This window comes from Flavihumibacter fluminis (assembly GCF_021491375.1).
Classification (GTDB): domain Bacteria; phylum Bacteroidota; class Bacteroidia; order Chitinophagales; family Chitinophagaceae; genus Flavihumibacter; species Flavihumibacter fluminis.
This window is the reverse complement of the sequence record NZ_JAKEVY010000001.1, coordinates 432,175-454,784: the sequence shown is the minus strand read 5'-3', so window position 1 is coordinate 454,784 and position 22,610 is coordinate 432,175. Positions and strand designations below refer to the sequence as shown.

Annotated in this window: 20 protein-coding genes; 13 read left to right on the top strand and 7 right to left on the bottom strand. The window is 45.2% G+C overall.

The genetic code is table 11. From position 1 onward, the window contains the following. Positions 1-39 precede the first annotated feature (39 nt). On the top strand, positions 40-1,167 hold the full coding sequence (locus L0U88_RS02095) for a cysteine desulfurase family protein (RefSeq protein ID WP_234863948.1): 1,128 nt from the start codon (positions 40-42) through the stop codon (positions 1,165-1,167). Here the strand turns inward: L0U88_RS02095 and L0U88_RS02090 are convergent. Both L0U88_RS02090 and mutS read right to left on the bottom strand, forming a co-directional pair. Continuing rightward, positions 1,139-2,182, bottom strand: a complete 1,044-nt coding sequence (locus tag L0U88_RS02090) for a glycerophosphodiester phosphodiesterase (RefSeq protein WP_234863947.1) — start codon at positions 2,180-2,182, stop codon at positions 1,139-1,141. The genes L0U88_RS02095 and L0U88_RS02090 overlap by 29 nt on opposite strands. Positions 2,183-2,199: 17 nt before the next feature. After that, positions 2,200-4,827 carry a DNA mismatch repair protein MutS gene (gene mutS, locus L0U88_RS02085; protein WP_234863946.1) on the bottom strand — a complete coding sequence of 876 codons (2,628 nt, stop codon included), beginning with the start codon at positions 4,825-4,827 and terminating at the stop codon, positions 2,200-2,202. Positions 4,828-4,918: 91 nt separating this feature from the next. Between mutS and L0U88_RS02080 the strand changes: the two genes are divergently transcribed. The 5 genes from L0U88_RS02080 to L0U88_RS02060 are packed head-to-tail and all read left to right on the top strand — an operon-like array spanning position 4,919 to position 8,329. Beyond that, entirely contained in the window at positions 4,919-5,446 is a 528-nt protein-coding gene (locus L0U88_RS02080; RefSeq protein WP_234863945.1) for an RNA methyltransferase, read from the top strand. 5 nt (positions 5,447-5,451) lie between these two features. After that, complete coding sequence (locus L0U88_RS02075) at positions 5,452-6,339, top strand: UbiA-like polyprenyltransferase (protein ID WP_234863944.1); 888 nt, start codon at positions 5,452-5,454, stop codon at positions 6,337-6,339. A gap of 11 nt (positions 6,340-6,350) precedes the next feature. Next, positions 6,351-6,764 carry a Holliday junction resolvase RuvX gene (gene ruvX, locus L0U88_RS02070; protein ID WP_234863943.1) on the top strand — a complete coding sequence of 138 codons (414 nt, stop codon included), beginning with the start codon at positions 6,351-6,353 and terminating at the stop codon, positions 6,762-6,764. Between the two features lie 26 nt (positions 6,765-6,790). Beyond that, complete coding sequence (gene def / locus L0U88_RS02065; RefSeq protein WP_234863942.1) at positions 6,791-7,369, top strand: peptide deformylase; 579 nt, start codon at positions 6,791-6,793, stop codon at positions 7,367-7,369. A 12-nt stretch (positions 7,370-7,381) separates the two neighbouring features. Further along, complete coding sequence (locus L0U88_RS02060; protein WP_234863941.1) at positions 7,382-8,329, top strand: hypothetical protein; 948 nt, start codon at positions 7,382-7,384, stop codon at positions 8,327-8,329. On the opposite strand, the gene L0U88_RS02055 is transcribed toward L0U88_RS02060, so the two are convergent. After that, positions 8,309-9,385, bottom strand: coding sequence for an RluA family pseudouridine synthase (locus L0U88_RS02055; protein WP_234863940.1), 1,077 nt, complete (start codon positions 9,383-9,385; stop codon positions 8,309-8,311). The two genes, L0U88_RS02060 and L0U88_RS02055, sit on opposite strands and share 21 nt — an antisense overlap. Before the next feature lie 57 nt (positions 9,386-9,442). On the opposite strand from L0U88_RS02055, the gene lipB reads away from it, so the two are divergent. Next, positions 9,443-10,144, top strand: a complete 702-nt coding sequence (gene lipB / locus L0U88_RS02050) for a lipoyl(octanoyl) transferase LipB (RefSeq protein WP_234863939.1) — start codon at positions 9,443-9,445, stop codon at positions 10,142-10,144. A 2-nt stretch (positions 10,145-10,146) separates the two neighbouring features. On the opposite strand, the gene L0U88_RS02045 is transcribed toward lipB, so the two are convergent. Beyond that, a complete protein-coding gene (locus tag L0U88_RS02045; protein WP_234863938.1) occupies positions 10,147-11,061 on the bottom strand; it encodes a hypothetical protein in 915 nt (304 codons plus the stop codon). Between the two features lie 39 nt (positions 11,062-11,100). Further along, positions 11,101-12,000, bottom strand: a complete 900-nt coding sequence (locus L0U88_RS02040; protein ID WP_234863937.1) for a 1-aminocyclopropane-1-carboxylate deaminase/D-cysteine desulfhydrase — start codon at positions 11,998-12,000, stop codon at positions 11,101-11,103. 40 nt (positions 12,001-12,040) lie between these two features. On the opposite strand from L0U88_RS02040, the gene L0U88_RS02035 reads away from it, so the two are divergent. The 5 genes from L0U88_RS02035 to L0U88_RS02015 all read left to right on the top strand — a co-directional run bounded on the left by L0U88_RS02035 (position 12,041) and on the right by L0U88_RS02015 (position 20,334). Then, positions 12,041-12,940, top strand: coding sequence for a nucleotidyltransferase family protein (locus L0U88_RS02035; protein ID WP_234863936.1), 900 nt, complete (start codon positions 12,041-12,043; stop codon positions 12,938-12,940). Between the two features lie 135 nt (positions 12,941-13,075). After that, a complete protein-coding gene (locus tag L0U88_RS02030; RefSeq protein WP_234863935.1) occupies positions 13,076-15,490 on the top strand; it encodes a DUF1549 domain-containing protein in 2,415 nt (804 codons plus the stop codon). A gap of 14 nt (positions 15,491-15,504) precedes the next feature. Further along, positions 15,505-16,944: a DUF1501 domain-containing protein gene (locus L0U88_RS02025; RefSeq protein ID WP_234863934.1), complete on the top strand. Its 1,440-nt coding sequence runs from the start codon at positions 15,505-15,507 to the stop codon at positions 16,942-16,944. Positions 16,945-16,958: 14 nt separating this feature from the next. Further along, positions 16,959-19,604: a c-type cytochrome gene (locus L0U88_RS02020; RefSeq protein ID WP_234863933.1), complete on the top strand. Its 2,646-nt coding sequence runs from the start codon at positions 16,959-16,961 to the stop codon at positions 19,602-19,604. A gap of 7 nt (positions 19,605-19,611) precedes the next feature. Then, positions 19,612-20,334 carry a 3-keto-disaccharide hydrolase gene (locus L0U88_RS02015; protein ID WP_234863932.1) on the top strand — a complete coding sequence of 241 codons (723 nt, stop codon included), beginning with the start codon at positions 19,612-19,614 and terminating at the stop codon, positions 20,332-20,334. Here the strand turns inward: L0U88_RS02015 and L0U88_RS02010 are convergent. Beyond that, positions 20,328-21,422, bottom strand: coding sequence for a S1 family peptidase (locus L0U88_RS02010; RefSeq protein WP_234863931.1), 1,095 nt, complete (start codon positions 21,420-21,422; stop codon positions 20,328-20,330). The two genes, L0U88_RS02015 and L0U88_RS02010, sit on opposite strands and share 7 nt — an antisense overlap. After that, positions 21,419-21,988 carry an RNA polymerase sigma factor gene (locus L0U88_RS02005; protein WP_234863930.1) on the bottom strand — a complete coding sequence of 190 codons (570 nt, stop codon included), beginning with the start codon at positions 21,986-21,988 and terminating at the stop codon, positions 21,419-21,421. The genes L0U88_RS02010 and L0U88_RS02005 overlap by 4 nt, the downstream gene beginning before the upstream one ends. Positions 21,989-22,124: 136 nt before the next feature. Between L0U88_RS02005 and L0U88_RS02000 the strand changes: the two genes are divergently transcribed. Continuing rightward, positions 22,125-22,334, top strand: a complete 210-nt coding sequence (locus tag L0U88_RS02000) for a hypothetical protein (protein WP_234863929.1) — start codon at positions 22,125-22,127, stop codon at positions 22,332-22,334. Positions 22,335-22,610: the final 276 nt, after the last annotated feature.

The following is a 22,610-nucleotide window of genomic DNA, read 5'->3' as shown; positions in this document are numbered from 1 at the left end:
CGCTGGTACTAGCGAGCCTTTTTTATTTAAATCATTCTTGTGCAACGCATATACCTGGATAACGCAGCTACCACGGCCCTCGATCCGCTTGTTCTGGAAGCGATGATGCCTTACCTGACAGAGAAATTTGGTAATCCATCCTCTATTTATTCCTACGGAAGAGAAAGCCGGCTGGCTATTGAAAATGCCCGCAAAACCGTGGCCAAATTGCTGGGCGCACATCCTGCTGAGATTTTTTTCACTTCCGGGGGCACGGAAAGCAGTAATACGGCCATCCATGCTGCCATTCTGGACCTTGGCTGTACGCATATCATCAGTTCTCCTATAGAACACCATGCAACCTTGCATACGGTGGAATATTTTCAGCAACAGCATGGTATACCGGTTAGTTTGATAAGAGTACTGCCAGACGGACATGTAGATCTCAGCCAACTCAGAGATTTACTCGCAGCCCATAATGGAAAATCCCTGGTAACGCTGATGCATGCGAATAATGAAATTGGCAACCTGACTGATATTCACCAGGTAGGGGAGATCTGTAAAGAGTTCAATGCCATTTTTCATTCGGATACGGTACAGACAGTAGGACATTATCCTTTTGACCTGCGCAATACTCCTGTTCATTTCATTACAGGAGCCGGACATAAATTTCATGGTCCCAAAGGGGTAGGCATTTTGTACATCAATGAAAATGTGCAGATCAAACCCTTTATTCATGGCGGATCACAGGAGCGCAACATGCGGGCGGGTACTGAAAACCTCTATGGTATTGTTGGGTTTGCCAAAGCCCTTGAACTGGCGATGACCAACTATGAAAAAGACAGTGCCAATATCGGGGAATTGAAAGCCTATATGGCGCAGCAATTGCTGAAAGAAATTCCGGAGACCTCCCTAAATGGCGATTGTTTTGGCCAGAGTTTGTATACAGTCCTGAATGTGGCATTCCCCAAAACAGAGAAATCTGAAATGTTACTCTTTAATCTTGATATCAATGGTATCTGTGCTTCCGGTGGAAGTGCCTGTACCAGTGGTGCTGATTTGGGATCACATGTGATACGTGCTTTCAACAACGACCCCAATAAAGTGGCGGTTCGCTTTTCTTTCTCCAAACACAATACTACAGTGGAAATCGACCAGGTTATTGCGAAACTGAAGGGGATGTTTTAAGAAGCCGGAATAATAATTCCGGTTCATTGGTAGTGATCATGGGAAACCCTTTTTCAAGGAAATACCGGAGTGTTTTTTCATCGTTTACGGTCCATACATTCAGCACCATGCCCTGTTTTTTGGCATCTGTTATCCAGTTTTCATTTTTCTGAAACACGGAATAATGATAATCAAGTCCGGGCATGCCATCTTTTTTCAATTCATCCGGTGATTTATTGCCATTCAAAAACTGCACATGCGCTGTTGGGTCCAGTTGCCGCACAGTCAGGAGGATGTTGTAATCGAAACTGATATTATTGGCCCATGCCTGTGCCCCCAGTTCATGTACCAGTTCCACTGTCTTACGGGCACGGATAACCGCACGTTCAGCACCCTTGTCTGTAGGTTTGATTTCCACAATCAGTTTGGTGCTATATTGTTTCATGCCTTCTTCCAGGTAGGAGCGGAGTGTTGGAAGCATTTCTCCATTGTCCAACCTGTCTTTGGCTAACTCTGCATAGGTATAATCTTCTATTGCTTTTCCTTTAAAATGCGCATCATGATTTACCACCAGGCTATCATCCTTTGTCATATGCACATCAAACTCAGAACCTGCACATCCCAATGTTACTGCCTCCTGCAGGGCTTTGATGGAATTTTCAGTAGTAGGCAGTGTTTTCCAGGCACCCCGGTGTGCAATAACCGGATTGCGATGAAACTGATCATGTAAAATCCGGAAGGTTTTCTTTTCCGGCTTTCCATTCAGCAGGTAGGCCAGTTCTACTGTCAGTTCTTTCTTTTCCCGGATGGCTTGTTCTCCTTTTTTGGTTAGCTGCAACTGCCCTTTTTTCCAGGAGAAATGGTCGCGGTTGGATACCACTTCCACTTTTTCAATTACACCATTGATCAGCTTGCCGATTTCTGCTTTACCACTGTACGTATAATTGGAAAGTGTTACCATCGTTGCCGGTGTTGTGGTGGCTTTGCCTGCTACTGTCAGCAAGAGTGTGGCAATACCAAGGAGAACTTTTTTCATACAGGGAAGTTAACCAATCAGCGGATCATGTTTTTAATTTCCTGCAATTTTAATAAAGCTTCAACTGGAGTAAGGCGATTGATATCCAGTCCTTCCAGCAGGGTTCGGATACTTTCAAATGTCTGACTGTGTACATCAAAGATGGAAAGCTGCATTTTGGGGCCACCGATCTCCTTCACTTTTTCATCCAGTGCATGTACTCTCGGTGTTTTTTCATCAATCGACTGAATATGCTGTGTTTCCAGTTGGGATAAAATTTCATTCGCCCGGCGGATAAGAGATGCAGGCATTCCTGCCATCCTTGCCACATGGATACCAAAACTATGCGTACTGCCACCCGGAGCCAGTTTGCGCAGGAAGATGATTTTATTACCTACCTCTTTGTTGGTGATATGATAATTCCGAACTCGCTCCAGGTTGTTTTCGAGTTCATTCAGTTCATGATAATGCGTAGCAAATAAGGTCAGCGGCTGCTGTGGAATCTGGTGTAAATGTTCCACCATACTCCAGGCAATGGAAATACCATCATAGGTAGATGTGCCTCTTCCGATTTCATCCAGCAGGATCAGGCTGCGTTGGGTTACATTGTTCAGGATGCTGGCAGTTTCATTCATCTCTACCATGAAGGTGGATTCCCCGCCGCTTAGGTTATCGGATGCACCTACCCGCGTAAAGATCTTATCCGTTAGTGGCAGACTAGCCCTGGTTGCAGGCACAAAACTTCCCATATGCGCCATCAGGGTAATCAGCGCCACCTGCCTGAGTAGGGCACTTTTACCCGACATATTGGGACCCGTCAGGATAATGACCTGCTGATCTGTTTTATTTAAGGTAATCGTATTGGATACATATTGATCACCGGGGTTCAGGTAACGTTCAATAACCGGGTGGCGACCTTCTTCAATGTATAAATCTACCTGCTCGCTGAGTTCGGGTTTCTTATAGCCAAACTGAATCGCATTGTTCGCGAAACAGATCAGGCAATCCAGGATGGCCAGGATATTTCCGTTGGTCTGAATCGGTGCCAGAAAATCCTGCAACTCATTCAGCAGAGATTCAAATATCGAAAACTCCAGTGCCAGGATTTTATCCTCGGCCCCTGTTATTTTTTCTTCGTACTCTTTTAGTTCGGGAGTAATGTATCGCTCTGCATTGGCGAGGGTCTGTTTTCTGGTCCAGCTTTCCGGCACTTTGTTTTTGTGCGTGTTGGTTACTTCCAGGTAATATCCAAACACATTATTGAAACCAATCTTGAGCGATGGTATACCTGTTTTAGCAGCCTCTTCCTGTTGCAGTTTCACCAGGTACTCCTTACCGGAACTGGCGATGGATCGCAACTCATCGAGCTCCGTATGCACACCATCTGCTATATAATTTCCCTTGGCAGTGGTAGGAGCAGGGTTCTCCATGATTTCCCGCAAAATCTTATCAGCGATATAGGTACATGGATTCAATGCATTGGCGAGCCTTCGCAGGTATTCATTGGCAGCATCTGAACAGGATGCCTGGATTTCTTTTACCTGTTGCAATCCTTTTGCCAGGTGGATCAGTTCCCTGGGACCAATCTTTTTTAAAGGGATCTTGCTTACCAAACGCTCTACATCACCACATAACTTGATACGATGGCTGGTCTGATTGCGATCCTCCACCTGGGCGATGAAAAATTCTACAAGTCCAAGGCGCTCCTGGATCCTGGAGAGATCTTTCAAGGGGAATACCATCCATCTTTTCAATAAGCGCGCCCCCATTGGAGATACGGTATGATCCAGCACCTTCAATAGCGAATGTGCTTCACTGTTAGGTGCCCCCAGTAATTCCAGGTTGCGTATCGTGAACCGGTCCATCCATAAAAAATCATCCCGGTCGATCCGTTGCATGGAGGAAATATGCTGCAGGTTCGGATGCTCTGTATCCCGCAGGTAATGCAGGATTGCACCTGCTGCTACCAATCCTAATGTCAGTTCCTCCACCCCGAATCCTTTCAGGGAATGGGTCTGGAAATGTTTGAGCAGGGTTTCCTGCGCATAGGTATCCTGGAAGATCCACTCATCCAGGGTGTAGGTATAAAAGCGGCTGCCGAAATTTTCCTTGAATGTTTTCTGTTTGTTGCGTTGAAAGAGCACTTCCGCAGGCTGAAAGCTTTGCAGGAGTTTGTCGGCATATTCTTTATCTCCCTGTGCCAGGAAAAACTCACCTGTAGAAATATCCAGGAAGGCAATACCAAACTGATCCTGGTCTGCAAAGAACAAGGCACCTAGGAAATTATTGCTATGATGTTCCAGTAGTTTTTCGTTGGTCGTGGTTCCCGGGGTAACCATCTCCGTTACTCCTCTCTTCACAATCCCTTTTGCCTGTTTGGGATCTTCGAGCTGATCACAAATGGCAACCCGGTAACCTGCTTTAACCAGTTTGTGCAGGTAGGTGTCCAGTGCATGATGGGGAAAGCCCGCCAGCTCCAATGAGGAAGCGGCCCCGTTGTTTCGCTTGGTCAAGGTGATGCCCAATACCTGGGAGGCGATGATGGCATCCTGTCCGAATGTTTCATAAAAATCCCCCACCCGGAACAACAAAACCGCATCCGGATAACGCTGTTTAATTGCTTTATGCTGTTGCATCAAAGGGGTGTCTGCACTCGATTTCGACATAGGCAGCAAATATAGGGTCTTCCCTTAGATGCCCCTCCGGGTGAAATCACGGTGGGGAAAAGTTGGGAATCAATCTTTGTATATTTGCAGCATGCGTAAACTTCGCCTGGAGGAACTGGGAAGAAAATCAGTAGATGAGTTCAAACAATCCGAGAAAATTCCCATTGTGGTGGTGCTGGATAATATTAGAAGTATGCATAATGTGGGGAGTGTATTCCGAACCGCAGATGCTTTCCTGATCGAAGCTATTTATCTCTGTGGTTATACCCCGCAGCCGCCCCACCGGGATATTCATAAAACAGCGCTGGGTGCAACCGAAACCGTTCATTGGCGTTATTATGCTACAACCAGTGAAGCAGTAGAGGAATTGCGGAACCAGGACTATGAGGTTTTCGCGGTAGAGCAGGTGACAGACAGCATACCCCTGAACCAGCTTTACCAGGAACCCAATGAGAAAATTGCCCTGATTTTTGGCAATGAAGTAAATGGCGTTGATGCAGCAGTATTACCGATGTGCAAGGGATCCATCGAAATTCCCCAGTTTGGGATGAAACATTCTCTGAATGTTTCCATTGCAGCAGGAATCGTATTGTGGGAGCTGGTACGAAAAAAAATATAAGATCGATGTCAACCGTAAAGAATTACCTGAGCCTGATCAAATTTAGTCATACCATCTTCGCCATGCCTTTTGCGATGATTGGTTTTTTCCTGGCTGCTACCGGTTCCACCGGGTATTTTGGTTTATTAACCCAGGATTACCGCCTGGTTATTCTGAAGTTTCTGCTGGTAATCGCCTGTATGATCTTTGCGAGAAGTGCGGCGATGGCCTTCAACCGGTACCTCGACCGCCAGTTTGATGCAAAAAACCCAAGGACCGCAATCCGCGAGATTCCAGCTGGAATCATCAGTGCAGACCGGGCACTCTGGTTTACGATTGCCAATGCAGTACTCTTTATCGCGGCTACTTATTTTATCAATCCGCTTTGCTTTTATTTATCCCCGGTTGCATTGCTCGTAGTGCTGGGGTATAGTTATACCAAACGTTTTACAGCACTCTGTCACCTGGTATTGGGACTTGGATTGTCCCTCGCGCCCATTGGTGCTTACCTGGCTGTTACAGGTTACTTCGACTGGCTGCCTGTGCTGTTTTCTTTTGCCGTGATTTTCTGGGTGAGTGGCTTTGATATTATTTATGCTTTGCAGGATGAAGAATTTGATCGCTCCAACCAGTTGCACTCTATACCGGCAGCATTGGGAAAAAAGAAAGCGCTCAGGGTTTCAGAACTGCTTCACTTACTAAGTACTACCAGTGTGGTACTGGCTGGTTTGGAAGGACATTTTGGTGCCTGGTACTGGATAGGGGTGTTGGTATTTACCGGGATGCTCATCTATCAGCATTCCATCGTGAAGCCAAATGATCTCAGCAGGGTAAACCTTGCCTTCATGACGGCCAATGGTATTGCGAGTGTAGTATTTGCCCTTTTTGTGATTGCGGATTTACTGGTCCGTTAAAATAGATAACCATGCCCAGAATAATGGCCATTGATTATGGCGGAAAAAGAACCGGAATCGCAGTCACGGATCCTTTGCAGATCATTGCAACCGGACTTACTACCATTGAATCCAAAGAATTGATTCCCTTCCTGAAGAAATACCTGGCGGCAGAGCAGGTGGAGCGTATCATCATAGGAGATCCCCGCAATTGGGATGATTCCGAAACACATGCAACGCCCCTTGTTGCAGCTGCCATAAAGGAAATCCAGAAAAACTTCCCGCAATTGCCAATTGAAAAGGTAGATGAACGCTATACTTCCGTAATGGCAAAGCAAACCATGCTGCAATCGGGATTAAAAAAGAAAGCCCGCCAGAATAAAGCCCTGGTAGATGAAATTGCAGCTACCATCTTATTGCAGGAATGGTTGGGCCGGATTTCGTAACTTTGCCCGCTAATCGTTTAAAATTCATGATATTACCTATTGTAGCATATGGCCATCCGGTTCTACGGGCAGTGGGCACAGAGATTGATAAAGAGTATCCGGGACTGGAGCAACTGATTGCGGATATGTGGGAGACCATGTACAATAGCAATGGGGTAGGTCTTGCTGCGCCTCAAATCAATCGTCCCATTCGTTTATTTGTGGTGGACAGTCTTCAAATCATTCATAACCTGGATGAAGATGAAAAGAAAGAATACCCCGGAGATGAAGGTATCCGCGAAGTTTTCATCAATGCACAAATTAAGGACCTGGATGGAGAGGAATGGGCCTACAATGAAGGCTGTTTGAGCATACCCAAGGTTCGGGAAGATGTCATGCGTAAAGAAACGGTTACCCTCACCTACCTGAATGATGCATTTGAACCCCAGGAAAAAACCTTCACTGGAATTACAGCAAGGGTCATTCTTCATGAATATGATCATATTGAGGGAAAACTTTTCATTGATCATATCAAGCCTCTGAAAAGGACCTTGCTGAAACGGAAACTGGATGATATTTCCAAAGGAAAAATCCGGGTTGATTACAGAATGTTATTTCCTAAATAAGATCGCATCCACTTGAAATTATCCTTATCCTCCCTGCTGTATTTTGGGTTGCTTTTGTTTGGTTCTTCTTTTACGGCAAGAGCCCAGGATTCCCTGCTTACAATAGATGATAAAATCGTTACCCTCAAAGAAGTAGTGGTACTATCCAACCTGGATGTGCCCGGTTTTGTGCGTAGAATCCAGCTCGATACCAGTTTTTACCGCGCGTTTAAAAACCTGCGGGAGATCAATTATACGGCATTAAATGATGTCCGTATGATGGATAAAAAAGGAAAGGTTAGTGGTTCCCTGCAAAGTCGTACTATACAAAGTTTCGAGAATGGATGTAGAGAAATGCAGGTTCAGGAGGAAAAACTAGCAGGAGATATCAAGGATAAAAATGGCGACTGGAACTACACCACGATGGAAATGTATGCCAGTTTGTTTTTTACGAATGGAAAAATCTGTGGTGAAAACAATTCTGTATCGCAGGCAGAGCTTAGTCTGAAAAATAAACGGGGACTGGAAAAGCACAAGGAGCAATTAAAGATGCTTTTTTTTAACCCGGGAAGAAAAATACCGGGTATTCCTTTTATTGGAGATAAGATCAATATTTATGAACCACCGATGTCGGAGCTCTATGAATTTGTGCTCGATATGGAAAACTACAAAGGCGAAAATGCATACGTGTTTCGTATAGCGTCCTTGCCTGACTTACCAGCCGGAAAGCGTTCTGATATTGTGCTGAACCGGGTGGATACCTGGTTTCATCCTTCGGATATGCGCATACTCGCCCGCCGCTATGATCTTAGCTACCGGGCAGGGGTATACGATTTTGATGTGCGCATGGAAGTGGAAATGACAAGGTTGGGAGACTTGCTGGTTCCCTCCCTGCTTCGTTATACCGGGGATTGGAAAGTTGCTTTCAAAAAAAGAGAACGGGGGATTTTTACCGCCACCTTATTTGGTTTCGGAAATTAGATCTCCTTTGGATTTTACATACCGCCTCCATTTTTCAATCAGTTCCTGCATGTCTGCAGGCAGTTCCGATTCAAACTTCATGGCTTCACCAGTGCGCGGATGCTGAAAGCCGATACTTTTGGCGTGTAAAGCATGCCGGGGACAAACTGCAAAGCAATTATCAATAAACTGCTTGTATTTGGTGTAAACCGTGCCTTTCACGATTCGGTCTCCACCATAAAAATCGTCATTGAAGAGGGGATGCCCGATATGCTGCATATGCACCCTGATCTGATGTGTTCTTCCTGTCTCAAGCCGGCATTCTACCAGGGATACATAACCGAAACGTTCCAGTACGGTGTAATGTGTGATGGCATCCTTACCATATTCACCTTCGGGGTAGGCATCAAATAATTTTCTGAAACGTTTATGCCGGCCAATATGCGCAATTACTGTTCCCTCATCTTCGGCGGGATCACCCCAGACCAGGGCAATATACCTGCGGTATACGGTGTGATTGAAAAACTGTTTGGCCAGTGAGGTAACAGCAGTATCAGTTTTGGCCAGCACCATTAATCCACTGGTGTTTTTATCAATTCGGTGGATGAGTCCAAAGCGAGGCAGGTTTTCTTCCGTAATTCCCGGGTTCTGCTGCTGCAGGTACCAGGCAACTCCATTGATCAGGGTTCCATCGGGGTTGCCTGATCCGGGATGCACAACAAGCCCGGCAGGTTTGTTGATGATCATAATATCCGGATCCTCAAAAACAATATTCAGGGGCATGGCCTGCGGATCAATATGTTCCCCTCTTTTTTCGCGGTGTGAATACACCACGATTTCATCCCCTGGTTTGATTTTATAATTGGACTGGGTAGGTTTACCATTCACCAACACCCTGCCTGCATCAATTGCTTTCTGAACTTTATTGCGGGTAGCATATTCAATACGTGCTACCAGGAATTTATCGATCCGTAAAGGTTCCTGTCCTCCGTCTATTTTCAGGAAATGCTGTTCATATAACTCGTCAGAACTTTCCGCCTGGTCTTCCAGTTCATCTTCTGCCGGATCCATCGCCATGTGCTCAAATTTTCGCAAAAATACAATTCCCGCTGCAGTCCGTTGTACATTTGCAAAATGCAGCCATTCTTCCTTCGTGATTTAGGTAACATGTCTTATCAACCCGCCTGGGATTACCAGGAAAAACTCCTGCAGGAGAACCTGGCCCTGAAAGCTTCAGGTAATCCGGATGCCACCCGGCATTATTTCCTGCTGGTAGAACATCCTCCGGTTTATACACTAGGTAAAAGTGGCCTGATGGAACATGTCCTGATTGATGATGCTACCCGAATACAGAAAGGAATTGAATTCTTTAAAACCAACCGGGGAGGGGATATTACTTATCATGGTCCCGGACAAATAGTTGGTTATCCCATACTTGACCTTGAGAAAATTTACACGGATATTGGCAAATACCTTCGGAACCTGGAAGAAGTAATCATTCGCACGATGGCCCATTATGGATTAAAGGGAGAGCGCTCTTCGGGTGAAACAGGTGTATGGTTAGATCCATCCATATCGGGACAGGAGAGAAAGATCTGCGCCATGGGGGTTCGTTGCAGCAGATGGGTTACCATGCATGGCTTTGCCTTTAATGTGAATACGGATCTTTCTTATTTTGATATGATTATCCCTTGCGGGATTCGTCAGAAGTCTGTTACCTCTTTGGAAAAGGAGTTGGGTAAGAAACTGGATATGGAGGAAGTGAAACAGGTACTCATCGGGGAATTTGAAGAGGTATTTCAACTGGAAGCAAACAGGAATTGGCCTACTTTCTGAACTCAGAAATCTTTTCCAACAAACAATTTGTTTTTCTCCAGCAGTTTTCCGTCTTCATAGATTTCAAAAAGATACCAGCCAGCCTGCATAAAATTAGCTTTGTCCAGCAGGAGTACCGCATCCCGTACCTCTTTAATTTCAAAAAGAGGGGAGCGGTCTTCTTCAAAAAACTTTACAATATATTTTCTTCTGGCATACCAGGGTAATTCAATATGAACCAGTCCGGCTTTATCAATGAACACATATTTAGAAACACCGTAAACTTCTTTGGGCTGAAAGGGCTTAATCAATAGCGTATCTCTGCTGGTTAACAGAATGGTGTCTTTGGTTCGCATACTCACGGAATCCCGAAATCTTTGCAGGAATCGTTCGTTGAGTTCACCTACAATTTCATCTCCTTTTTTGATTACGAGATATTTTTCAGGTTGAGGTAGGGGAAGTTTAGGTTTTTCCGGTTCAACCGGTTTGGGTTTTTGCACCGGCTCCTGCTTTATTGGTTCCACTTTTGCAGGAGGTTCCGGCTTTCGGGTAACCGGTTCGTGTTTTGGAGGAGGAGGTAAGCTCCGGGCTTTTCGAACCTGACTGAAAGCATAATCGCCACCATCCAGCATAATATAAACCCGGTAATAAAAATTGGTATCAGGTAAATTCTGGTCTACAAATCCGTTTTTTAAAACTGTTGGATCCGGTATACTGATGATGGTTTTGAACAATCTGCTACTGTCCCTGGAACGCTGGATGCTAAGCTGCTTTATTTTAGTTCCGTAGGGATTGGTCCAACTGATGATGATCCTGTTTTTTGATTTGATCTCTGCCGAAAAAGCTGGCAGGGTATCCTGTGCGCTCCCGGCCAATGAAATGAAAAGTAATAGTAGAGTCGGACAAAGCCGGAATAATAAGCGTTGTGGATGCATCATCGGAACAAATATAAGGCAGTCGTCATGCTTTAAAAACAATTAAAATGTCAAAATACCGGGAGCAAGTGACCGGTTTCCCTGTAAGCCGCCACTGTGAATTAAAAGCACCCGCGAACCGGGTTGAAAAAAATTATCGAGATATAACTGCTTCCAGGCATAACACAATTTTGCTGTGTATACAATATCTGTAGGTACACCGGTTTGTCGGTAGAACAGGTTCATAAAATCCGTTAGTTCAGCAGTGTGGCGCGCAAATCCCCCAAAATGAAAGGCTGTATTAATTTCAAATCTGTCTTCTAATGTTGGAAACCATTGCAGGATCGAAGCTGTTTGTTCTTCCTTCTCCTTAAGGCTGCAAATTCCGATCACATGTTGTTCTTTTCCGGCTGCCAGGGCTATTCCTGCCAGCATCGTTCCGGTGCCAACTGCACAGAATATATGCGTATACCTATCCTGGTCGGGAACATAGCTAAGTATTTCTGCTGCTCCTTTTGCACCGGTGGGACCCTCACCACCCGCATCCACAACCAAATAATCAGGATAGTTGGTATTCAGGTCAGTTACTAATTGGACCCGGTTCCGGTAAGCAGTCCGGCTAACAAAAACCAGTTCCATGCCCAGGGACTTTAGCTCTTCTAAGGTTTCGCTAGGTTGAGCAGGGGCTTCGCCCCGAATAATACCAATGCTTTTTAGACCAGTTTCCCGGGCAGCGGCGGCCACTGCCAGCAAATGGTTAGACCAGGGGCCACCCAAACTGATCAGGCCCGAACGGTTTTCCAGGACAGCCTGTTCAAGGTAATATTTCAACTTAAACCACTTGTTACCACTGATTTGCGGGTGGATTTTGTCAAGTCGCAGCATATCCGTTTCCACCTGCTGATCAGCAAACAGTTGGATTTTATCAATTGTAACGAGGTCGGTATCAATGGATAAAGTCATTCTTATGATTTATATTCGTGCCCGAAACAAAAATAGAAGAATGCAACCAACCTTAGTAATTCTGGCAGCAGGTATGGCATCCAGGTATGGAAGTTTAAAACAAATTCAGTCGTTTGGTCCAAGTGGTGAAACCATTATGGAATATTCCATCTATGATGCGATTCGTGCCGGATTTGGCAAAGTTGTCTTTATTATCCGGGAAGAATTTGTGAATGATTTTAAAGAAGTATTTGGTTCCAAGCTGGATGGAAAAGTTGCTGTTGATTATGTGTTTCAGAGTCTGGATGCTTTCCTGCCGGATGTAACTGTTCCGGATGGAAGGACCAAACCCTGGGGTACGGCACATGCTGTTCTCTGTGCCAAAAATGCGGTGCAGGAACCATTTGCTGTGATCAATGCAGACGATTTTTATGGCCGCGATGCATTTGCAAAAGCGTATGATTTCCTGACAACAGCTTGCAGTCCCGATAAATACGCTATCATTGGTTACGAACTCCTGAAAACCCTTAGTGAACATGGTACGGTAAACCGGGGTGTTTGTCGCGTTGATGCTGCCGGAAACCTGGAGTCCATTGCAGAGCGACTGAATATTGCTATGAAAGATGGAAAAATTGTATGTGATGATAACCAGGAGCCGGAGGAACTTCCCCTTGACTCCAGTGTGTCCATGAATTTCTGGTGTTTCCATCCTTCTGTATTCTCTATAAGTCAGGAAATGTTCAATGATTTTGTAAAGAAACATTACCAGGAACCCAAGGCAGAATTTTTCATTCCGATAGTGGCAGATGACTTTATAAAATCCGGTAAAGGCGTTATCCCTGTTATTCAGACCAGTTCCAGCTGGTTCGGCGTTACTTATAAAGAAGATGCTCCAAGTGTACAGGCAAGCCTGGATGCTTTGGTGGCAGCAGGTGAATATCCAAATAATCTTTGGCAATAATAGCTAGGCAGAAAAGTCATTACAAGCGGCACTAAATTGTAACGTTATAAGGGAAAGCAGATTCGTTGTTCAGAACAGAACAGGACAGTGAATCCGCTTTCCCTTCTTAAGTTAAGCGCCAATTGATTGCCAGTAATGAAAGTAGTATCCCTTTTATTGTTTCTCTTCCTGCCTTTTTATTTATTGGCAGATCCGGTTGCCGAATCCAGTTCAACTGCCTGGTATTGGGTATTGATTGGTCGGCTTCATCCCCTCCTGGTCCATTTTCCAATCGGTTTGATTGCAATTGCTTTTTTGCTGGACCTGCTAAGGGTAGTTAGAAAAAAAACAGAATTCATCCCCGCCATTCGAATCATTCTTGCAGTGGCAGCAATTAGTTCGGTGTTAGCTGTAATTGCCGGCCTGTTATTGGCCAGTGCTGAATCCTATGGCGGCGAAGTATTGGATATACATCAGTGGACCGGCATCTCCACACTTCTTTTATGCCTGCTGGCCGCAGGTTTATTTTACAATGGCAAACAGCGCATGGGCTCTGTGTTGCTAGCTGTTACTTTTTTCAGCATGGCGGTAGCCGGCCATTTTGGTGCTTCGCTTACTCACGGTGAAGATTATCTGACCAGCGTTCTGCCAGGTAAAGAGGATGAACCCGGTGTTGAAGCTCCGGCCGGCATTAATTTTGCCTCCTTTAATGGCCCGCTGGATGAAGCCAGCACCGCTGAGTTAAATTTCCAGGTACGCAGCATCCTTGCGCATCATTGTTACAGTTGTCATGGTGCAGCAAAAGTGAAAGGAGAACTTAGGCTGGACAAAAAAGAATTTGTATTTCAGGGTGGTGAAAACGGTCCGGTCATTCAGCCTGGAAATGCCAGCGCATCGGAAATGATCCGCCGGATCAAATTGCCAAGATCTCACAAGGATGCCATGCCAGGAAAGGGTAAAGCCCTTTCGGCAGAAGAAATCAACCTGCTGGAATTCTGGATTAACAAAGGTGCTCCCTGGCCCGATGGTCCTTTGAAAAGTCTTTACCGGGTAGCTTCCCTGGAACCCAGGCTCCCTGAATTGCCCCCGGTTGAGGGAACTTATAAACACCCGGTAGATCGGTTGCTGAATGCTTATTTTAAACAGACAAAGCAAAAATGGCCTACCCGTATTGACGATCGCCTCTTTATGAAACGGGTCTACCTCGACCTGGTTGGTCTTTTGCCAACTCCTGATTCTGTTGATGCTTTTCTCGCTGATACTCATCCGGATAAAAGAGAACGCCTGATAACATCCCTGCTGGATCGAAAACATGATTATACTCAGCACTGGCTGAGCTTCTGGAATGATTTGTTGCGAAACGATTATACCGGAACCGGTTACATTACAGGCGGACGCTTTGATATCACCAAATGGTTGTATCAATCCTTGTATGAGAATAAGTCATACGATCAGATGGTAAAAGAACTGGTGAATCCGGGACCTGCTTCACAAGGATTCATAAGAGGAATACAGTGGCGCGGTACCATTAACTCGAGTCAGAGTACAGAAATGCAGGCAGCCCAGAATGTTGCACAGGTATTCCTCGGATTGAATTTGAAATGTGCCAGTTGCCATGATAGTTTTATCAGTGATTGGAAACTGGAAGACGCCTATGGCTTTGCCAACCTCTTCTCTGATACCATTCTTCAAATAGCGCGTTGTGATGTGCCTACAGGCAAATGGGCAGATACCAGAATGTTATATCCCCAGCTTGGAGAAATTGATAAAACACTTCCCAAACAAAAAAGACTGGAGCAGCTGGCAGATAAACTGGTTCAACCCAAAGACGGTCGCTTGTACCGCACACTTGTAAACCGGATCTGGGCCCAGCTTTTTGGCAGAGGATTAGTGGAACCGGTAGATGTTATGGACAATGAACCCTGGAACCAGGATTTGCTCGACTGGCTGGCTTATGACTTTGCTAACTCCGGCGCGGATCTGAAAAAACTATTGTTTACTATCATGAGTTCGGAAGCCTACCAGCTACCCAGTGTTTCCGTGAAAGAGCCTGAAATGTTGCTGGCAAAGGATTTCAAATTCGGTGGCATGATCCGGAAACGCATGACAGCTGAGCAATTTGCAGATGCAGTAGCAACGGCGTTTGAACCGCTGTACCCGGATAGCGTGATCGTTGCTAACCTGCTACCGGATTCTGTGAGCACAATTATGTCTTTTGCCAGGGCTGCCCTGGTCAAAAACGATCCTTTTCTCACTGCATTGGGAAGGCCGGCACGTGAAACGGTTACGACTAGCCGAAGTTCACAGGCCAACCTGATACAGGCGCTTGAACTAACCAACGGTTCCGTATTTCATGAAGGCATCAAAAGAGCTGCTGCAAATTGGGTTCGTCGAAATGCTGCCACTTCTGTACTTATTGATGAAGTATATAAAAGCGCATTGGGAAGAAAACCGATGGCCGATGAAATGAAACTGGCCACCAAGGCTCTTGGAAATAAACCCGATCAGGATGCTATTATGGACTTTTTATGGATTATGGCGATGCATCCGGAATTTCAATTAATTTACTAGTCAAGCCCACCACCATGTCAAATTCAAAATGGAACAGGCGTAGATTTCTAAAACAATGTTCAGGTGCCAGTTTGGCTGCTATGGCAGCAGGTGCCCCTATTGCCGGATGGTTACCTGGTTGTAAGCCGGTCAACAAAATCAATTCCTCCGCTGATACAGTCATTCTGCTCTGGATGGCGGGAGGTGTGGCTCATACTGAAACCTTCGATCCCAAAAGATATAGCCCATTTGAAAAAGGGATGGATGCCAACCGGGTATTAAGCACTTTCCCGGCAGTTCCAACCAAACTGGACGGTATCTATTTTTCGGAGGGACTGGAAAAAATAGGACAGGTGATGGACAAAGGCACCCTGATTCGATCCTATACAGCGGCGGATATGGGCCATATACTGCATGCACGCCACCAATATCACTGGCATACCTGTTATGAACCTCCTCAAACAGTAGCAGCTCCACATATTGGTGCATGGATAGCCTATCTGCAGGGACCAAAAAATCCGGTGATCCCAGCTTTTATTGATATTGGCCAACGATTTACAGTTGGAGAGGCTGAAGAATTAAAAGCGTTCCATACAGCCGGATTCTTAGGCAATGAATTTGGACCTTTCATAATACCTGACCCATCGCAGGGACTGGATGCTGTTCGTCCGCCGGTTGGTATGGATGCAAAACGTTTTGAAAAAAGAAACCAGCTCTACACAGAACTGGTCAATCAAAGTCCGCTTGGTGAATTTGGAAGTGACTATCAGAAAGAATCCCTGAAGCGATCCATGGAGCAATCGTACCGGTTGCTCAATTCTCCGGAGGCAAAAGCTTTTAATCTGAGTCTTGAACCCAAAGAATCTTACGATATCTATAACACCGGCAGATTTGGGCTGGGTTGTCTAATGGCCAAACGACTCACCCAGCAGGGGGCGCGCTTCATCAGTGTAACTACGGAATATGAACCTTTTTTTGGTTTTGATACCCATGAAAACGGTCATACCCGGATGGTTGATATGAAAAAAATGATCGATGCTCCTATTGCACAACTGATAAAAGACCTGGAGCAGTCGGGGCACTTAGACCGTACCCTGATCATTCTGGCAAGTGAATTCAGCAGGGATATGATGGTGGAAGGCAAGCCTGATTTCAAAGTTCAGGAGCAGGTGGATCAGCCGGATGTATTGCATGATATGAAGTTTTATGGCATGCACCGTCATTTTACAGATGCCGGTTCAGTATTGCTTTTCGGAGGTGGCATCAAAAAAGGATTCGTGTATGGAAAAACCGCTGATGAGCGTCCCTGCAAGACCATTGAAAATCCTGTCCGAATTGATCAGTTGCATCAGACCATTTACCATTGCCTTGGAATTCCTGAAGAAACACAGGTCGAGATAGAGCAACGACCATTTTACACCACTCCCGACGGTAAAGGGAAAGCGATTCCAGAACTATTAATTAAAAACGCCTGAAAATTTTTTTATAAATGTATAACCGTACCGGTTTATTCGTATTGCTAGTTGTATTGTTAGGATTTGGAGCCTGTAAAGAAAAGACTCCCGAATATGTTACTCCATCTGATCCCAAACTGGCAAGCTTACAATTGCCTGAAGGGTTTCGGGCGGAACGTTTATTTGGTCCCTCTGAAAAAGGAGAAGGTTCCTGGGTTGCCATGACCTTTGATGACAAAGGACGATTGATTGCTTCCGATCAGTATGGTGGTTTGTATCGTATGACCATTCCCGCTATTGGTGATACGGTCAGTAAAGTAGTGGCAGAACCCTTGCGTGTCGACAATTTCAATTTCGGCTATGCGCATGGGTTACTCTATGCATTTAACAGTTTGTACGTAATGGTGAATCATGGCGGTGATAGCAGTTATCCCAAAAGCAGTGGTCTGTATCGGCTCAGGGATACCAATAACGATGATCAGTATGATTCCGTTACCTTATTGAAAGCATTGGAAGGAGAGGGAGAACATGGTCCCCATTCCATAGTACTGGGTCCGGATCAGCAATCGCTTTATGTTATTGCCGGGAATTTCACCAAACTGCCGGAGATGAAAACCTATCGCAGTTCCCCGGATGCACAGCTGGATAATCTGATTCCTTTGCTGCGGGATCCAAATGGTCACGATAATTCGGTAGGCATGCTTGGGGGATGGATTGCTAAAGTTGATTCAACCGGTACTGACTGGGAACTCTATGCATCCGGTTTCAGAAATCCCTTTGACCTTGCCTTTAATGAGGCAGGTGATATGTTTACCTATGATTCTGATATGGAATGGGATATGGGTACACCCTGGTACAGACCAACAAGAGTCTGCCATGTAACCAGTGGCAGTGAATTTGGCTGGCGGCCTGGCACCGCCAAATGGCACCCTTCTTTTTCTGATGGACGCCCTGCTGTGCTGAACATTGGACAGGGTTCACCCACTAATATCGTATCTGGTAAGGATGCTGCATTCCCTGAAAAATACCGCGACGCGTTGTTTGCCTTCGACTGGAGTTTTGGAATTATTTATGCGATCTGGCCAACGCCATCAGGTAGCAGTTATACGGCAAAAGGGGAAGAATTTCTTTCCGGTTCTCCATTACCATTAACCGATGGTGTTATTGGTCCGGATGGTGCGCTGTATTTTCTAACCGGCGGCCGGCGTCTTGAGTCTGATCTCTACAGGGTTTATTACGGTGATGGTCACCTGAAAAAGGAGCCAGCTGCCAAACCAGTAATTTCCCCGGAAAATGAGCTGCGTCGCGAACTGGAAGCTTTTCACGTGAATCCGGATGAGAAGGGCAGAGCCCTTGCCTGGACAAACCTGGATCATGCGGATGCCGGAATCCGGTTTGCAGCCAGGAAAATCCTGGAGCAATCTCCTAAGGCAAGCTGGTTACCAAACCTGAATGCAACCACCCAAAGTTCCAAACTGGTGCAGGCTACTCTTGCCCTATCCAAAAAGGCTGGTAGCGCCACCGATTGGACCCTTGTAAAAAATACACTGAATAAAATTCCGTTCAGGGAACTTGATCGCCAGCAACAACTGGACATGATCCGGGCAGTTGAACTGTTTTTAAGCCGATCAGCAAAACCTGGTGAGGCAACCAGGAAAGAATTGGCCGCTTATTTTGCATCTGCTTTTCCATTACCAAAAGAACCGCTTTTCAATCGTCAGCTCAGCAAAGTGCTGGTTTACCTGGGGGATACTACCGCGATTCAGCATACGCTGAAATTAATGCTTGAACCAAAGGAAGAGGGATGGGTGGAAGAAGAAAATCTGACCAGTTCGGAAGACCTGATCATGCGCAACCCGGATTATGGAATGGGAATAGCAGGTACGCTGGCTAAATTTCCGCCGCAAAATCAAACCTATTATGCTACTGTGCTCAGCCAGGTCCGTTCTGGAATGAACGAACCCCAGCAAAAGGAGTATTTCGCCTGGTTTACAAAGGCTTTCCAGTTCCAGGGCGGACATAGTTATGCTGGTTTTATCAACCTGGCCAGGAAGCAGGCATTAAGTGGTGTTCCTCAAAATAGATTTACCTACTTTAATGATTTATCCGGCGATTCTATTGCCAATCGGCCCGTGGTGGCGCAATCCGGAAAAGCAGTGCAGCCCAAGGGACCAGGCCGCGATTGGACAGTGGAAGATGCTATGAAGTATGTAGATAGCGGAATGAGCAATCGGAATTTTGAAAGAGGACAGGGACTCTTCGTAACCAGTTTATGCGCTTCCTGTCATACTATGAAAGGAGAGGGAGGCGTAAGCGGTCCCGATCTAACGCAGTTGGGTACCCGATTCTCCTACCATGATATGCTGGAAGCCATTATTGAACCCAATAAATCCATCTCTGATCAGTATGGTGCAACCGTTTTCTATCTCCGAACCGGCAAAACTGTAATGGGAAGATTGATTGATGAGGATGAAAAGGGCTACACGATTGCACAGAATCCTTTTGCGCCGCAGGAACATCGGATGCTCGCCAAATCAGATGTGGTTCGAACCCGGTTGTCGGAGATTTCTCCTATGTTGCCCAATATGATAAACCGCCTGAATCCGGAAGAATTAAAGGATTTACTGGCGTACCTGAAAGCAGGAGGAAACCGGGAGGATAGTTTATTCAGAAAAAAATAATAGGCAGATGAACAATAGAATCGGATCGTGCGCAGCTGTAGGATTTATAATCGGGATGGTTGCTTTGGCAGGATGTGCTACACCAGCTGCAAAAGAGGAAAAGACGAATGTACTCTTTGATGGAGTCAGTTTTACCAATTGGGAAGGAGATACCAGCTACTGGAAAATCAGGGATAGTTCTATTTTCGGAGAAGTAACTCCGGAACATCCGTTGGAATACAATACATTTCTTGTTTATACCGGTGAATTACCATCAGACTTTGAGTTGACATTGGAATACAGAATAAGTGAGCAGGGGAATAGTGGGGTTCAATACCGGAGCCAGGAAGTGCCTGGTTTGCGCTATGCACTAAAAGGATATCAGGCAGATATTGATGGCGCCAATACCTATACAGGACAAAACTATGAAGAGAGAGGGCGTGGCTTTTTGGCTAAAAGAGGAGAGTCTGTTGAATTTAAGACAGGCGCCGGGCCAATTGTACTGGATAGCCTTGGTTCACAGGACGAACTCCGGAATGCAATAAAAACCAATGATTGGAATGAGTTAGTGATCAAAGCTGCAGGTTTCCGATATGAGCACTTTATCAATGGAAAAAAAATGAGCGCATTGCTGGATGCTGATTCAGTCAACAGATCAGTCAAAGGGTTACTGGGATTGCAACTGCACGTTGCACCACAAATGTGGGTTCAGTACCGTAATATCAGGCTGAAATTACTTCCGGCTCAATAACTCATTACATTGTAAATACACTCCTCGATTCTTTTGATCTGCATTACCCGGTCAATTCCTTTTACGGAGGAGTTGCTCTGAATGCGGATAGTGGTGCTGCTATCCTGTTTGAGTGAGTCCAGAGCTCTGAAAATGTTCTTACTCTGGCTGCTAAAAACTACTCCCTCCGCAGTAACCTGTTTACCGCTAAGTACACCGATCACTTCACCGTGCTGGTTGAAGATGGGGCCACCAGAGTTACCCGGGTTGGCAGAAATAGCTATCTGATAGGTAACCGTATCACCATTGTAACCGGTTTTGGCACTCAGATATCCTTCATTGTATACGATCTCGGTACGGGGATAACCTAATGTAAAGATCTGTTCACCCAGGTCCGCTTTTGCTTTGCGGATGCCATAAGGCAGATGGCGAACCGGCTCAAAACGGGGATCTTCAATTTTCAGAATAGCGATATCGGTATGATCATTCACATGAACTGTTCTTGCCTTGAAGTATTCTCCTTTTGTATTAACGATGTATACGGAGTCAGCTTTAGCTACCACATGGGCAGAGGTAACCAGGTAACCTTTTCCGTCAATCAGGAATCCGGTTCCTCCAAATTTTCCTGGAATAGCCGGACGATTCGGTGCATGTTTCAGCGTATTGATTTCATTCTCGGTTTGTTTCTGGCTGATCTTAACCGTATTGATTTCTTTTTTAAGCTGAGCTATATCCGAAGGGTTACTTTTTGGCGTGAAGTAGGTTACCAGTCCGGAAATCGCCAGTGCAGTAATACCGGCAATAGAGGCTGCCAGGGCAAATACCTTTTTATACTTATCAACCAATTGAATGACTTTTACTTTAGGTTGAACCGTTTTGATTTCACCTTTTGTAACCAGGTCATTATGGATTTCGTTTAGGGAGCTCTGGAATTGTTTCCGATTGCCGAAATTTTCCATCTGCTGCAGAAAGAGCTGGTGTTCAACAACCAAATGGTCGACTTCCGGATTGGAAGCACGCAATTGTTCAAAATGCAGCTTTTCCTCCTGACTCATTTGCTGATTCAGGTAACGTTCTACGGCTTCCAGTAACTGCATGTCTTCTCTCATACTTCCAGGTTTTTATATTGGGCGAAGAATATTTTTTTCAATCGGGTAAGGCATTTATACTTCTGGGTCTTGGCATTATCGGCATTGGTATATCCAAATACCGAAGCAATTTCAATCATGGATTTTTTTTGCAGATAAAAAGCATCCAGTAAACTTCGGCAGGGCTCACCCAGGCTGTTCATCGCTTTTTCCATCAAATGAAATGCCTGGTCCTGCTGCTCAAAGTGTTCCAGATCTTCTTCTACTGCAATCCATGAATCAGTTCCCTCCAATTCCGGTAAAAACCGCTGTTTTTGAGTTAGCTTTTTAAGCCAGAGCCGTCTGCATATACTATATATATATGTTTTAAGCTGGCAGCTCAGTTCAAATTCACCTGATTTTACTTTTTCATACAATACTACCATTGCCTCCTGGAACACATCCCGGGCATCATCCACTGTTCCGTTATTATTGAGAATCAGTGCCTGAATCATTCCGAAATGCTCCCTGTAAAGGGTGGTGGTAGCGGCTCTGTCATTCCTGGCCAATCCTTCCAATAAGGCTTTTTCTATCGGATCCGAAGTCACTATTCAGTATTTAATACCCAAAATAACAAATAGTAACCCTGAAAAAAATCTTGATTTTTTTTTGAGTTGGCAGGTTACCTTTTTTCAAATCCCGTATAAATGTCAAATCATTCATTCAAAACAAAACGAAGAACAAATGAAAAAGGTCCTGTTCGTACTGGCTATCGCCGCTTTCGCTGCTTGTAACAATGCTGCTGAAACTGCAACTGAAGCTGCTGAAGCTACTGTAGATTCTGCTGCTGCTGCTGTTGAAGCTACTGTTGATAGCGCTAAAGCTTCTATCGACTCTACTGCTGCTGCTGTAGTTGACAGCGCTAAAGCCGCCGTTGATTCTCTGAAAAAATAAGAATTTTCATATGGCAAGCAATCGTTAGAGGCCGTCCTGTTCTCAGGATGGCATTCTTTAAACGATTGTATAAGAGGTCGTTACCTAAGGGTATCGACCTTTTTTATTGATTATATGTGAAGCTGCTTTCCATGTCCTCGGATATCTACGAGGGAGTAAATGAAAATATACTAGTTTCTAATATTTAATGGTTATTGGGTAGAATAATTAGAATATTTTCTATAGTTTGGCGTTAGTATTATATCCGATCCTTTGTCCAAAAAAGTCCACTTATGA